The organism is Streptomyces sp. NPDC055140 (assembly GCF_053607285.1).
In genome coordinates this window covers 175280-188203 of sequence record NZ_JBSGTG010000018.1, presented here as the reverse complement: position 1 = coordinate 188203, position 12924 = coordinate 175280, and the positions used below count along the sequence as shown (strand labels likewise).

Sequence of the window (12924 nt, the reverse complement as noted above, 5' to 3'; positions counted from 1 at the left end):
CCGCGTGCGGTGAACGCCCGGCCCCCGGAGGGACCCCCGCCCGCGCCTGACCGGGATTGTCAGCGGCTGCCTATAGCGTCGGAATCGTTATCAGCTTGGACGATCGGCATACGAGCGTGGAGGACCTGTGGCTGAGCAGCGGGAGCAGGCGGCGGACGACGCCATGATGACCCGGATCGGGCAGGTGATCATGCTTCATCACGCCGGTGACCGCGAGGAGGCCAGGGACCGGTACCTGGTCCTCTGGGCGGAGATCGGAGAGGACGGCGACCCCCTCCACCGCTGCACGCTCGCGCACTACATGGCGGACGCCCAGGACGACCCGGACGACGAGCTGGCGTGGGACCTGCGGGCCCTGTCCGCCGCCGAGGGCCTGACCGAGGCGCGGCTCGCACGCCACGAACAGTCGCTCGCGGTCCGCGCGCTCTACCCCTCGCTGCATCTCAACCTGGCGGCGGACTATGTGAAGCTCGGCCGCCCCGACGCGGCCCGCTGCCATCTGACGCAGGCGCGCGCCGTGGTGGGCGCGCTCGGGGACGACGGTTACGGGGACGGCGTACGGGCGGCCATCGTCCGCCTGGAAACGCGGGTCGCGGCGATGCCGCCCGGGAGGGACGAGGGCCCGGGCCGCGGTTCCGCCGGGGGCGAGCCGCTGGGGCCGCCCAGACGGAGTTCGTAGGCGGCCACCCCCACACCGCCCCCGCTCGATGCGCCGCCCGCCTCGCCTCATTCTCCGTCGCCCCTCGCCTTCCGGCCCGCCTCATCCTCCGTCGCCTCTCACCCTCCGTATGTCTCCCGGCAGATGCGAGCCTCGGGGCTGTCCGGGTTCCACTTGCCGTACTGGTTGCCCAGTGCGCACACATAGCCCGGGACGCCCGGTGCCGCGGGGGTGGCCGTGTGCGGGTGGTGCGGCGGAGGCGCCGCGGGGCGTGCCGCGTGGCCGGGTCCCGACCGGTGCGGGGCTTCGTGGTGTGGCGGCTGGGGCGGGCGTGGCGCACCGGTCGGCTCGGGTGAGGGTGAGTGGGCCGGTGGCGTACGTCCCATCCTGTCCAGCGCCTCCCGCACCGGCGCCTGCACGACCTGGGGGTCCGCCCGGCCGTCGGGGCGGGGCGCCGCCGGAACGGCCGGGGCGCTGGGGGACGTGGCCGAAGGCTCCGGCTGCCGTACGCTCACGCAACCGGACACCGCGGCGGCCGTGGCCGTCACCGTGAGCAGAAGCGCTGCTGAGGTCGTCGATCGATGCACCCGCGCAACTCTGTCGGGTACGGACCCTCGTGGCGGGCCCGTCGGCCGATGATGCCCCGCACGGGTGACGCGCAGGTCAGGACGGGGACGCGTCGAGCATCCCGCGCAGCAGTTCCCCGAATCCCGCCCGCAGTTCCGCCAGGTCCGGGACCGACGCGTGGAACGCTCCGGCCACGCACGAGAACATGATCCCCTCGGACCAGCCACCAGTGACAGCGTGTGCCGCTCCGGATTCCGGGACCCCGCGGCCCGCAGCAGCGCGGTGAGCGGTTCGTGGAACTGCCGGCCTGTCTCGTCGAAGAACGCCCGCAACTCCGGCCGCCGCGTCGCCTCCAGCGCCAACTCGTAACGTCATACCAGCAGTTGAGGGTGGCTGGTCAGATAGCGGTGCAGCGCGAGCGCCATGCCGTCGACGAGCGAGTGGATCCCGCCCGCCGGATCCGGCAGTTCGTCCACGGCGAGCACCCGTGACTCGCGCACGGCGAGGCGCCGCACCGCCGCCTCCAGGAGAACGAGCCGGGTCCGTGCGTAGTTCGACGTCGACCCCTGTGGCAGGCCCGCCGCCTCGTCGACAGCTCGGCGACGCGGCCCACGCCATGCCACCGACCCTCGGTCAGGGCGGCAACCAGGCCATCGAGGACGCCGTCGTGCTCGCCCACCACGCGGACCCCGCGCAGCCCGACGCCCCGGGCCTCGCCGCGTACACCGCCGCACGCAGGCCGCGTACGACCGCTGTCGCCCGCAAGGCCGTCGCGGTCGGCCGGGTGAACATGCTCAGGAACCGGCCCGCGATGGCGCTGCGCAACACCCTCATCGCCGCTCTCGACAAGACCGGACCCGCCGTCATGCTGCGCGGATTAGACGAGATCGCTGACTGGCGGCCCCCGCAGCGGCCGTATGCTGCCCAGACACAGAGGGCTTAGCCGAACACGGACGGCCCGGGGCGAGGGGAAGACGGACGTGAAGGTCGGCTGCATCGGGCTCGGAGACATCGCGCAGAAGGCGTATCTGCCGGTGCTCACCACCTTGCCGGGGGTCGAGCTGCATCTGCAGACCCGCACACCCGCGACGCTCCGGCGGGTCGGAGACACGCACCACATTCCCGCCGAACACCGGCACACCGACCTGGACGCGCTGCTCGCGCAGGGGCTCGACGCGGCCTTCGTGCACGCGCCGACCGCCGTCCACCCCGAGATCGTGACGCGGCTGCTCGAAGCGGGCGTCGCCACCTATGTCGACAAGCCGCTCGCCTACGAACTCGCCGACTCGCAGCGCCTCGTGCGGCTCGCCGAGGAGCGCGGGGTCAGCCTCGCCGTCGGCTTCAACCGCCGTCACGCGCCCGGCTACACGCAGTGCGCCGAGCACCCCCGCGAGCTGATCCTGATGCAGAAGAACCGGATCGGGCTGCCCGAGGAGCCGCGCACGCTCGTCCTCGACGACTTCATCCACGTCGTCGACACCCTGCGCTACCTCGTGCCCGGTCCGATCGACGACGTGTCGGTGCGCGCCCGGGTCGAGAACGGCCTGCTGCACCACGTGGTACTCCAGCTCGGCGGGGACGGGTTCACGGCGATCGGCGTCATGAACCGGCTCAGCGGCTCGACCGAGGAGATCCTCGAGGTCTCCGGGCAGGACACCAAGCGGCAGGTCGTCAATCTCGCCGAAGTCATCGACCACAAGGGCCAGCCGACGGTGCGCCGCCGCGGCGACTGGGTGCCGGTGGCCCGCCAGCGCGGCATCGAGCAGGTGGTCCTCGGCTTCCTCGACGGCGTGCGCGCGGGCAAGGTCCTCAGCGCCAAGGACGCGCTGGAGACGCATGTGCTGTGCGAGCAGGTCGTACGTGAGGTGCAGCGGTTCGCCGCCTGAAGTGGCGGACGGCCTCCGCCGCGCCCAGCAGGGCGAGCACGGTGACGGCCGCGTGCACGGGCCAGTCGCCGAACCGCACGTACAGCGTCGTGCCGTGCGCCGTCGGCACCTCGTAGACCCGGGCCGCGCTCGCCGATGTGCCGAGCCAGGGACCGACGCGTGATCCGTCCGGGCCGTACACGGCCGACACCCCGGTCAGCGTCGCGTGCACCATCGGACGGCCCGTCTCCGCGGCGCGTACGGCCGCGAGCGACGCGTGCTGCTCGGGCGCCCAGCTGTGCTGGAACGTCGACGTCGAGGACTGCGCGAGCAGCACCTGAGCCCCGTCGCGTGTGAGCCTCCGTGTCATGTCGGGGAACGCCGACTCGAAGCACACGAGCGGGCCGATCCGCAGGTCGCTGTCCCGCGCGGACCTTACGTCCATCACGACCTGCCGAGTCCCGCTCACCCGGTCCTCGCCCGCTGCCTTGCCCACCGACGTGGCCCAGCCGAGCAGAGGGCGCGCCGGGATGTACTCACCGAAGGGGACGAGCCGCATCTTGTCGTAGCGCTGCCCCGTGAGACCGTCCGGGCCCACCAGGACCGAGCTCTTGAAGATGCGGGGGGCGCCGCCGGGGGAGACGCGTCGCGCGTCCACGTTCACCAGGACGTCCGAGCCCACCTCGCGCGAGAGCGCCGCGATCCGGCGCGCGAGGTCCGGCCGCTGCGAGAAGTCGAAGCCGACGCTGCTCTCGCCCCAGACCACCAGGTCGACGCCCTGCCCGGCCAGTCCGCGCGTCAGCTGCTCCTCCCGGTCGAAGCGCTTCTCGCCGCTGTCGGCGCCGCCTATCGGGCCCGGCTGGACGACGGCGACCCTGACCTGGCCATCCGGCTCAGGGCGCGGAGCCCAGGCCCAGGAGGCCGTCGTCACCGTGGCCGTCACCAGAAGCCCCGCCACCGCGGGCGTACGGGCGCTGCGCGCCACGAGGAGGACCGTGACGGCGGTGTTGACCGCCACGACGAGCAGGCTGACCAGCCACACCCCACCCACCGACGCGACGCGCAGGGCGGGCTGCACCTGCCACTGGCTCGATCCGATGAGCCCCCACGGGCCGCCCAACCCCTGCCAGGACCTCACCAGTTCGACCATCAGCCACGCCGACGGCACCGCGACCAGGGCAGCGGCCGCCTGCCCGCGCGTGGGCGTGCCGCCGAGCAGCCGCCGCACGAGCCGGCCCCAGGGCGCCCACAGTGCGCCGAGCAGCGCCGCGATCACAACCGTGAACACATGCAGACTCGGCAGCAGCCACTGGTGCACCGCCAGCATGAACCCGAGCCCGCCGAGCCAGCCGTCGAGGGCCGCGCGGCGCGGTGTGCGGGCGGACCGGGCAAGGAGCATCCACGGCACCAGCGCGACGTAGGCCAGCCACCACAGCGACAGCGCCGGGAAGGCGACGGCGGGCAGCGCGCCGGCGCACACGGCGGCGACGCCACGCCACCAGGGGGACGCCGCGAGGCGGGAGGCGATGCCCTGCCACGACGCGGCGGGCGCCGCCCACGCCGCCGGTGGCGCCGACGCCGGCCACGACTGCGTCGTACTCGACGAGCGCGACCGACCGTTCCCGCCCGACCCGTCCATGCGCCGCCTCCCTTGTCGTCCGACGCCCGGTACGTGCTTTCAGTGTGCGCGCCCGGGACGATCTTTGACAGTGGGCATCGGGGGCGCTCGCGTCAGGGCGTGGTGGCCGCCGCGGCGCCCTCGGTGCGGCGCCACTTCTCGTGCACCGTCACCCCGCGCAGCCGCCAGCCGGAGTGCGTCCGCACCAGGGCGAAGGCGTAGCGGCCGCCACACACGAAGTCGGGCGCACCGGCGGGCGTGTCAGAGGCGCTGCCCGCGCCGTCTCCGGCGAACCGCATCGGGTTGATGTAGTCGGCCTGCACTTCGGCCGTGTCCCCGGTGTCGTTGTCGAGGCGGCCGAAGCGCAGGCGCCGGTTGACGATCAGGTGCTGGCGCATCGGGAACAGCTCCATCGTCCGAATCAGCCACTCGGTGATCTCGGCCGCGCTGCCCTCGATGCCGCCGGCCCGCCGGTAGTCGGCGTGCCCGTCGGGACTGAAGAGTCCGCGGTACGCCGTCCAGTCCCCGTCGTCCACGGACACCGCGTAGTCGGTGATCAGCTCCTCGATGGCGAGTCGGTCCATCACGGTGGCGAGTTCTACGCGCTGTGTCATTGAGTCAGTCTTGGGCACCGGAACCGCAGATCCAAGGGGCGCGACGGGGGAGAGGCCCGGGGCAGTGATCATTGGTACCTTCTCGGCATGTCCCGAGAGAGCACCTCACAGACCGCCGCCGACGACCTCGCGCACTCCGTGCGGCTCGCGGTGGACACCTTCGGCGGGGCGCCGGGTGCCGACTGGGGCGTCAAGGCCGGTTCGCTGGAGTGGGACTGCTGGGAGACGGCCGAGCATCTGGCCGACGACCTGTTCGCCTATGCGGCCCAACTCGGCCCGGCGAAGCCGCCGTTGGACACCGAAGTGCCGTTCGACTGGACGCGCCGCAGGCCGGACGGCCCCGCGAACGTCATCTTCGCGAACCGCGACGCGGGCCCGGCGGGACTGCTCCAGGTGCTCGACGCGAGTGGCGCCCTGCTGGTCGCGATGGTGCGGACGGCCGCGCCCGAGACTCGCGCCCACCACGTGTTCGGCCTCTCGGACCCCGCGGGCTTCGGCGCGATGGGCGTCGTGGAGACCCTTGTCCACACGCAGGACATCGCCGAAGGCCTCGGCCTCGACTGGACCCCGCCCGCCGGCCTCTGCGCCCGGGCCCTCGCCCGGCTGTTCCCCGACGCGCCGCAGGGCGGTGACCCCTGGCGTACATTGCTGTGGGCGACGGGGCGCGGCGAGCTGCCCGGCAGGGAGCGGCTCACGTCCTGGCGCTGGAACGCCGAAGTCCGCTAGCAGGGGGACAGGCTGACCGGGCCGGGCACAGAAAATTGACGGGACGTCAGGCCGCGGCCTGGACGACCTCCGTACGGACCGCGACCGCCCACTCGGTGACGAGCCGCGCGTACTGGGCGCGCTGCTCGGTGGAGAGCCGGCCACCCGCGCGCAACCACAACCCGCGGATCTGCTCGTTGACTTCCTCGGCAGACCGCGCGGAACCCGAACACTCAAGCGGCATGCGGTAAGGCTAGGGTGCGTGCCGCCCACTGGGAACCCTAAGCGACGGAACATATTCGCCAAGTGATCCTAAACATCTATCAGTTGCCTGCCAGTCCCTGGCAACAGCCGTCGGGGAGGGGCGGATCGTGCGCGGACCGGCCGGTGAAAAACCAGGTGGCAGCGTCGCGTCCCGTCACTACAGTTGCAGCATGCCCAGGTGCGAAGGAGCGGGTTACTTCCACTGTTAATGGGGTGGTCGCGGGTTCGAGTCCCGTCGTCGGCTTCAGGTCGGCGTAGCTCAGTCGGCAGAGCACCTTGTACCTGCACCGAACTTGATCTCTGGGCAGCACACGTCACGCACCTCCCGGTGCGCAGGTCCGCGGCTACTTCTTGTGGTGAACGCCGCCGCGGACCGATCCGATCTCGGGAGGCACCCAGCAGCGCCGCGCCCCGGTTCGGCATGCCCGCACGCGGTGCCTCCCCTCCACAGAGAGGGGCCGCCTCATGGCACGCTTCAACACCCGCGGCACCCGCCCGGTGGGCCGGTCGCCGATCGCCACCGTGACGGGCGAGCGGGCGCGCACGCACGAGGGCGCGACCGGATACCTGCGCGACACGCGCAGCGAACTGTTCCTGCTCGCCGTCTCGAACCTCGTCGCCACGGACGCCTTCTACGAGTCCGCGGACGACCGCGACGACCGCTACAGCACCCTCGTACGGCAGCTCGCCGTCGAGGACCCCGAGTGGACCGCGGGCCTGCTCGGCTGGCTGCGTGGCGAGGGGAACATGCGGACCGCCGCGCTCGTCGGCGCCGCCGAGTTCGTCAAGGCCCGCATCGACGCGGGCGAGCCCGGCCACTCCCGTCAGGCCGTCGACAGCGTCCTCCAGCGCGCCGACGAGCCGGGCGAGCTGCTCGGCTACTGGACCTCGCGGCACGGCCGGCGGCTGCCGAAGCCGGTGAAGCGCGGCATCGCCGACGCCGCCCAGCGGCTCTACGACGAGCGCTCGCTCCTCAAGTACGACACCGACTCCAAGGGTTACCGGTTCGGTGACGTCCTCAACCTCGCGCACCCGGCACCCGCCACCGACAAGCCGTGGCAGGGCGACCTGTTCCAGCACGCCCTCGACCGCCGGCACGGCAACGCCGAGGAGATCCCGGAGCGGCTGCGCACCCTGCGCGCCCGCGAGCGGCTGATGCGCGTACCGGTGGAGGAGCGCCACGCGGTGCTCACCACGGACACCGGCCGGCTCGCCGAGGCGGCCATGACGTGGGAGTCGCTTGCGGGCTGGCTTCAGCGGCCGATGGACGCGGCGGCGTGGGAGGCGATCATCCCGTCCATGGGTCTGATGGCTCTCGCGCGGAACCTGCGCAACTTCGACGAGGCCGGTGTCTCGGACGAGATCGCGCAGCGGGTGGCGGCGCGGTTCGCCGACGCGGACGAGGTGCGTCGGTCACGCATGTTCCCGTTCCGCTTCTGGGCGGCGTACAAGCACGCCCCGTCGCTGCGCTGGGGACACGCTCTGGAGCGGGCGCTCGCGCACTCGCTGGCCGGTGTGCCCGCGCTGCCCGGCCGTTCGCTGATCCTGGTGGACCGTTCGCCGTCGATGTTTCCCGGCTGCGTATGGTCGACGCCGCACCGCTCGGACATCCCGCTCGCCGAGCAGGCGGCGGTGTTCGGCGCCGCACTCGCCATGCGCGCGGAGGTGCCGACGCTCGTCGAGTTCGGGATGGAGAGCCGGCGCCTGAACTTCCGGAGGGGCGGCAGTGTTCTGCGGATCGTCGAGAGGTTCGGGCAGATCTCCGGCACCGACATCCCGACCGCGGTGAAGAAGCACTACTCCGGGCACGACCGCGTGGTCGTCGTCACCGACGAGCAGACCCGGCCCGGCTGGTTCCCGTCGAACGCCGAGGGCTTCGGCGGCATGGCCGAGACCGAGATCGACGCGCTCGTGCCGAGGGACGTGCCCGTCTACATGTGGAACATGGCCGGATACAAGGTGGGCGCGACCCCTTCGGGCGGCGCGAACCGGCACGCCTTCGGCGGCCTCACCGACCAGGCGTTCCGCCTGATCCCGCTCATCGAGCGGGGCGGCGGCGCGAGCTGGCCGTGGGAGAAGCAGCGGGAGAGGTGAGTGAGGGGTGGTCCCGTCCGGCTCGGGCCGGGCGGGGTCAGCCCGCCGACTCCCCGGCGTGCGGGCTCAGGACGCCCGCCGTCACCAGCGCGATCAGCACGATGCCGAGCAGAATCCGGTAGTACACGAACGGCATGAAGCTCTTCGTCGAGATGAACTTCATGAACCATGCGATCACTGCGTATCCGACGCCGAAAGCGATGATCGTCGCGAAGACGGTCGGGCCCCAGGAGACGGAGCCGTCCTGGCTGGCGTCCTTCAGTTCGAAGACTCCGGAGGCGAGGACCGCGGGGATCGCGAGGAGGAACGAGTAACGGGCCGCGGCCTCACGGGTGTACCCCATGAGGAGGCCGCCGCTGATGGTCGCGCCGGAGCGCGAGACTCCGGGGATCAGGGCCATGGCCTGGCAGACGCCGTAGATCAGACCGTCCTTGACGCTCAGGTCCTTGAGCCCCTTGCGCTCCCGCACCGCGCGGTGCTTGCCGCCGACCTCGTCGCGCGCCGCGAGACGGTCGGCGACACCGAGGACGATGCCCATCACGATGAGGGTTGTCGCGGTCAGGCGCAGATCGCGGAACGGGCCCTCGATCTGGTCCTTGAACGCGACACCGAGCACGCCGATCGGAATCGAGCCCACGATCACGAGCCAGCCCATCTGCGCGTCGTGGTCGCTGCGCAGCGCCTTGTTCGTGAGCGAGCGGAACCACGCGGAGATGATCCGCGCGATGTCCTTGCGGAAGTAGATGACCACCGCCGTCTCCGTGCCGAGCTGGGTGATCGCGGTGAATGCGGCCCCCGGGTCGTGCCAGCCCGCGAAGGCCGCGGTCAGCCGCAGATGCGCGCTCGACGAGATGGGCAGGAACTCGGTCAGCCCCTGGACGAGCCCGAGGATGAATGATTCGAACCAAGACATGAAGTTACGCGATCCAAGTGCTGACGTGAGCTGACCGCAGACGCGCAGGCCAGAGGCGGACACGGAGGAAGGACGGACAGGCGGGCGAGGCCGTACGGGTCAAGGGGTACGGAAGGGGAAGGGCGCCCGCCGTGGGGCAGCGTAGCGCCCTTGTGTGAAGAGACGATGACAGGGCCTCTTCACCCGGACGGCGCTACGCCGCGGCCGGGCCCGCCGTGGTCCAGCCCGGGGCCTGCGGATGGGCGCTGAGGTCCTCGTGGTGGACGGTGCCGCCGCACGCGGAGCAGGTCACGACAGGGACCAGTTCGTTGCCGCAGGTGTGCTCGATCACCATCGGGCGGTCGCCGTCGTCGCGCAGATGACGGTCACCCCACGCCATGAGGGTCATGAGGACCGGCTCCAGTTCGAGCCCTGCCGTGGTGGGCCGGTACTCGAAGCGCTGCGGGCGCTCCTGGTAGGCGGCCTTCTTGAGGATGCCGGCGTCGACGAGGCGGCGCAGACGCGTCGCCAGGATGTCGCGCGGCGCCCCGATGTTGCGCACCAGCTGGTCGAAGCGTCCGTTGCCGAGGCACACCTCGCGCAGGACCAGGAGCGAGTACTTCTCGCCGACCACGGCCAGCGTGTCGGCGATCGAGCAGGGGCGCGGGTCCTTGGCGGCTGGCATGCGCATCAGTGTAAGCGAGGGTTTGCTTTTCCAACTAGCAGGGCTATGGTGAGTTCAGTTTTCCTACTCACTGGTAATCGGTGCCGGCACCGACCCGTCGGCCAAGGAGGCCCGCACCATGCGTGACGCAGTCATCGTCGAAGCCGTACGCACCCCCGTCGGGAAGGGCAAGCCGAACGGGACGCTCGCTCAGGTCCACCCCGTCGAACTCCTCGCCCACACCCTGCGCACCCTCGTCCGCCGAGCCGGGATAGACCCCGCGCAGATCGACGACGTCATCGGCGGCACGGTCGACCAGGTCGCCGAGCAGGCCATGAACACCACCCGGTACGCCGTCCTGTCGGCGGGCTTCCCGGAGTCCGTGCCCGCCACGACCGTCGACCGCCAGTGCGGCTCGTCCCAGCAGGCCGTGCACTTCGCCGCCCAGGGTGTGATCTCCGGCGCCTACGACATGGTGATCGCCGGCGGCGTGGAGTCCATGAGCCGCGTACCGATGTGGTCGAACGTGCCCGAGGGCGCCGACCCGTTCGGTCCCGGCGTCGCCGCACGCTATCCGGAAGGGCTGGTCCCGCAGGGCGTCAGCGCCGAGCTGATCGCCGCCAAGTGGTCGCTGTCCCGCGACCTGATGGACGCCTACGCCGTCGAGTCGCACCGCAAGGCCGCCCAGGCCTGGGCGGCCGGGCTCTTCGACGCCGAGGTCGCGCCCCTCGAAGGCGTCACCCGAGACGAGTCCGTGCGCCCCGGTACCACCGCCGAGATCCTCGCCGGCCTCAAGCCCGCCTACTACGATCCGCACTTCGCCGAGCGCTTCCCGCAGATCGACTGGTCGGTGACCGCGGGCAACGCGAGCCCCATCAATGACGGCGCCTCCGCCGTCCTCATCACCACGAGCGAGAACGCGGCCCGGCTCGGCCTGCGCCCCCTCGCCCGCCTGCACAGCTTCGCCGTCACCGGCTCGGACCCGCTCCTGATGCTCACGGGCGTCATCCCCGCCACCGAGAAGGTGCTGCGCAGGGCGGGTCTTGAGCTGGGCGACATCGACCTGTTCGAGGTCAACGAGGCGTTCGCGGCCGTCGTCCTCGCCTGGCTCCAGGAGACCGGAGCCGATCCGGCGAAGCTGAACGTGCACGGCGGCGCCATCGCGCTCGGCCACCCGCTCGGCGCGAGCGGCACCCGCCTGATGACCACCCTGGTCCACGCGATGCGCGCCCGCGGCGCACGCTACGCACTCCAGACGATGTGCGAGGCCGGCGGGCTCGCCAACGCGACCGTCCTCGAAGCGCTCTGAGTCTTCAGAAGCGCTCTGAGTCTGCGGGGGTGCGTCAGCCGCGGAGGCGGTGGCGCTTGCACCACGCGACCACCGCACCCGCGAGGCCGGTCAGCGCGATGAACCCCATCGCGATCAGGAACGCGGGCGACGTCGGAGTCGAGGCCCTGGCCCCGGCGACGACGTACGCCGCCGTATTGGGGACCGAGCCGATCGCCGTGGCGAGAAGGAACGGCGCCCAGCGCATGCGCGAGATCGCGGCGCAGTAGTTGGCCGCCCAGAACGGCACCCCCGGAAACAGCCGCGCCGCCAGCATCGCCCGGAAGCCGTGCCGGCTGAGCTGCCCGTCGGCCGCCTTCAGCCAGCGGCCGCGTACGAGGGGCCGCAGCGCCTCCTGGCCGAGCACCCGGCCGAGCCCGAACGCCACCCCGGCGCCGAGCACCGTCCCACCGAGCGCCGCCAGGGTGCCGAGCTGCGAACCGAACAGCGCGCCCGCCGCGAGGTTCAGCAGGGGCCGCGGAACGAAGGCCACCGTGCACAGGCCGTACGCGGCGCCGAACAGGACGACCGCGGCGGCGCCGCCCATCTGGGGTGGCCAGCCGTCCGCGAGGAGCCGCTGCGGCTGAAGGAGCAACACCATGGCCCCGCCCGCGGCCAGCAGCGCCACCAGGAGCGACAGCCGCGACCACGGCGACAGCAGAACTCTCGTGCAACGCAGGGCAAGGCCCGCCGGCCGGGCGGCGGCGAGTCCCTCGGGACGGGTCGCGACGGTGTCGGGCATCCGGGGAGACTAACCGACCCATATGTAAGTTCGCCGTAGGGTTGTGTCGCATGACCGTCACAGTCCCGCGCAGCGCGCTGGCCGACACCCTGCTGGAGCGGCTCACCGCCTTGTACCCCACGGCGGCCGACCCCGAGCGGGCCGGGCAGATGCGCGCGTACATGAAGGACGTGGCCCCCTTCCTCGGTCTCACCACCCCCGTACGCCGCGCACTCTCGCGCACGGTCCTGGCCGGGGCCCCGCGCCCCGACGAGATCGACTGCACCGCGCTCGCGCTGCGCTGCTGGGAGCTGCCCGAGCGCGAGTACGCGTACTTCGCGGTCGACTACCTGCGCCGGTACGCGGGCCGCTGTTCGTCCGGTTTCCTGCCCGTCGCCCGGCACCTCGTGTCGACGGTCCCGTGGTGGGACACCGTCGACCTGCTCGCGGCGCACGTCGTCGGCGCGCGCGTCGCGGCCGACCTGCGCCTGGCGAAGGACATGGACGCGTGGATCGAGGACGACGACCTGTGGATCGCCCGCACCGCGCTCCTGCACCAGCTCCGCCGCAGGGAGACGACCGACACGGAGCGCCTCTTCGGCTACTGCCTGCGCCAGGCGCCGCACCCCGACTTCTTCATCCGCAAGGCCATCGGCTGGTGCCTGCGTGAGTACGCGAAGACCGACCCGGACGCCGTACGTTCCTTCGTCGCCGCCCACCGGGACCGGCTCGCGCCCCTGTCGGTGCGCGAGGCCCTGAAGAACATCGGACCCTGAACTCCCTTACGCCCCAAGGGAAATCCGGCCACCCGCCGAGCCACCCGTGCCGCCGGAAAACCATTCGACCTGCGCCGCTTCTTCGGCAATGATCGGCGTCATGTTCCGGTACGCCTTCCCCGCAGCCACGTCCGCAGTCGCGGACGCTGCGAAGGCTGC

Annotated in this window: 13 protein-coding genes and 1 pseudogene; 7 read left to right on the top strand and 7 right to left on the bottom strand. The window is 71.9% G+C overall.

What is annotated here, in order from left to right; translation table 11 throughout:
• The first annotated feature begins 127 nt into the window (after window positions 1–127).
• Window positions 128–679 carry a hypothetical protein gene (locus ACWFR4_RS30435; protein WP_453463766.1) on the top strand — a complete coding sequence of 184 codons (552 nt, stop codon included), beginning with the start codon at window positions 128–130 and terminating at the stop codon, window positions 677–679.
• Window positions 680–1321: 642 nt separating this feature from the next.
• Here ACWFR4_RS30435 and ACWFR4_RS30430 read toward each other — a convergent pair.
• Window positions 1322–1959 (bottom strand): annotated as a pseudogene (locus ACWFR4_RS30430) (TetR/AcrR family transcriptional regulator).
• Between ACWFR4_RS30430 and ACWFR4_RS30425 the strand changes: the two are divergent.
• The gene (locus tag ACWFR4_RS30425) at window positions 1842–2168 is read left to right on the top strand and encodes an FAD-dependent oxidoreductase (protein ID WP_453463763.1); all 327 of its coding nucleotides are present in this window, start codon (window positions 1842–1844) and stop codon (window positions 2166–2168) included. The pseudogene ACWFR4_RS30430 and the gene ACWFR4_RS30425 sit on opposite strands and share 118 nt — an antisense overlap.
• Window positions 2169–2205: 37 nt before the next feature.
• Window positions 2206–3111: a Gfo/Idh/MocA family protein gene (locus ACWFR4_RS30420; RefSeq protein WP_453463760.1), complete on the top strand. Its 906-nt coding sequence runs from the start codon at window positions 2206–2208 to the stop codon at window positions 3109–3111.
• Here the strand turns inward: ACWFR4_RS30420 and lnt are convergent.
• Together lnt and ACWFR4_RS30410 are read right to left on the bottom strand one after the other, a co-directional pair.
• Window positions 3035–4729, bottom strand: coding sequence for an apolipoprotein N-acyltransferase (lnt, locus tag ACWFR4_RS30415; RefSeq protein WP_453655441.1), 1695 nt, complete (start codon window positions 4727–4729; stop codon window positions 3035–3037). The genes ACWFR4_RS30420 and lnt overlap by 77 nt on opposite strands.
• Window positions 4730–4821: 92 nt before the next feature.
• Window positions 4822–5322 (bottom strand): nuclear transport factor 2 family protein, encoded by a 501-nt coding sequence (locus ACWFR4_RS30410; RefSeq protein WP_453463754.1) that lies wholly within the window; start codon window positions 5320–5322, stop codon window positions 4822–4824.
• Between the two features lie 87 nt (window positions 5323–5409).
• Between ACWFR4_RS30410 and ACWFR4_RS30405 the strand changes: the two genes are divergently transcribed.
• Entirely contained in the window at window positions 5410–6048 is a 639-nt protein-coding gene (locus ACWFR4_RS30405) for a maleylpyruvate isomerase N-terminal domain-containing protein (protein WP_453463752.1), read from the top strand.
• Between the two features lie 46 nt (window positions 6049–6094).
• Here the strand turns inward: ACWFR4_RS30405 and ACWFR4_RS30400 are convergent, their stop codons facing one another.
• On the bottom strand, window positions 6095–6271 hold the full coding sequence (locus tag ACWFR4_RS30400; RefSeq protein ID WP_227293511.1) for a hypothetical protein: 177 nt from the start codon (window positions 6269–6271) through the stop codon (window positions 6095–6097).
• Between the two features lie 485 nt (window positions 6272–6756).
• Here ACWFR4_RS30400 and ACWFR4_RS30395 point away from each other — a divergent pair, with 485 nt between their 5' ends.
• The gene (locus ACWFR4_RS30395; RefSeq protein WP_453655440.1) at window positions 6757–8385 is read left to right on the top strand and encodes a TROVE domain-containing protein; all 1629 of its coding nucleotides are present in this window, start codon (window positions 6757–6759) and stop codon (window positions 8383–8385) included.
• A 37-nt stretch (window positions 8386–8422) separates the two neighbouring features.
• On the opposite strand, the gene ACWFR4_RS30390 is transcribed toward ACWFR4_RS30395, so the two are convergent.
• Window positions 8423–9298 carry an undecaprenyl-diphosphate phosphatase gene (locus tag ACWFR4_RS30390; RefSeq protein ID WP_453463747.1) on the bottom strand — a complete coding sequence of 292 codons (876 nt, stop codon included), beginning with the start codon at window positions 9296–9298 and terminating at the stop codon, window positions 8423–8425.
• Between the two features lie 193 nt (window positions 9299–9491).
• Window positions 9492–9962, bottom strand: a complete 471-nt coding sequence (locus ACWFR4_RS30385) for a winged helix-turn-helix transcriptional regulator (RefSeq protein WP_453655439.1) — start codon at window positions 9960–9962, stop codon at window positions 9492–9494.
• Between the two features lie 118 nt (window positions 9963–10080).
• Between ACWFR4_RS30385 and ACWFR4_RS30380 the strand changes: the two genes are divergently transcribed.
• Window positions 10081–11250: a thiolase family protein gene (locus tag ACWFR4_RS30380; RefSeq protein ID WP_453463743.1), complete on the top strand. Its 1170-nt coding sequence runs from the start codon at window positions 10081–10083 to the stop codon at window positions 11248–11250.
• Between the two features lie 34 nt (window positions 11251–11284).
• Here ACWFR4_RS30380 and ACWFR4_RS30375 read toward each other — a convergent pair whose 3' ends face one another.
• The gene (locus ACWFR4_RS30375) at window positions 11285–12010 is read right to left on the bottom strand and encodes a TVP38/TMEM64 family protein (protein WP_453463741.1); all 726 of its coding nucleotides are present in this window, start codon (window positions 12008–12010) and stop codon (window positions 11285–11287) included.
• Between the two features lie 50 nt (window positions 12011–12060).
• Here ACWFR4_RS30375 and ACWFR4_RS30370 point away from each other — a divergent pair, with 50 nt between their 5' ends.
• The gene (locus tag ACWFR4_RS30370) at window positions 12061–12765 is read left to right on the top strand and encodes a DNA alkylation repair protein (protein WP_453655438.1); all 705 of its coding nucleotides are present in this window, start codon (window positions 12061–12063) and stop codon (window positions 12763–12765) included.
• Window positions 12766–12924 lie beyond the last annotated feature (159 nt).

Bases quoted from the DNA above. Each gene is read 5' to 3' on its own strand.
- ACWFR4_RS30390 (WP_453463747.1), bottom strand. From the start codon at position 9,298: ATGTCTTGGTTCGAATCATTCATCCTCGGGCTCGTCCAGGGGCTGACC.
- ACWFR4_RS30395 (WP_453655440.1), top strand. From the start codon at position 6,757: ATGGCACGCTTCAACACCCGCGGCACCCGCCCGGTGGGCCGGTCGCCG.
- ACWFR4_RS30400 (WP_227293511.1), bottom strand. From the start codon at position 6,271: ATGCCGCTTGAGTGTTCGGGTTCCGCGCGGTCTGCCGAGGAAGTCAAC.
- ACWFR4_RS30370 (WP_453655438.1), top strand. From the start codon at position 12,061: ATGACCGTCACAGTCCCGCGCAGCGCGCTGGCCGACACCCTGCTGGAG.
- ACWFR4_RS30385 (WP_453655439.1), bottom strand. From the start codon at position 9,962: ATGCCAGCCGCCAAGGACCCGCGCCCCTGCTCGATCGCCGACACGCTG.
- ACWFR4_RS30410 (WP_453463754.1), bottom strand. From the start codon at position 5,322: ATGACACAGCGCGTAGAACTCGCCACCGTGATGGACCGACTCGCCATC.
- ACWFR4_RS30405 (WP_453463752.1), top strand. From the start codon at position 5,410: ATGTCCCGAGAGAGCACCTCACAGACCGCCGCCGACGACCTCGCGCAC.
- lnt (WP_453655441.1), bottom strand. From the start codon at position 4,729: ATGGACGGGTCGGGCGGGAACGGTCGGTCGCGCTCGTCGAGTACGACG.
- ACWFR4_RS30425 (WP_453463763.1), top strand. From the start codon at position 1,842: ATGCCACCGACCCTCGGTCAGGGCGGCAACCAGGCCATCGAGGACGCC.
- ACWFR4_RS30375 (WP_453463741.1), bottom strand. From the start codon at position 12,010: ATGCCCGACACCGTCGCGACCCGTCCCGAGGGACTCGCCGCCGCCCGG.
- ACWFR4_RS30380 (WP_453463743.1), top strand. From the start codon at position 10,081: ATGCGTGACGCAGTCATCGTCGAAGCCGTACGCACCCCCGTCGGGAAG.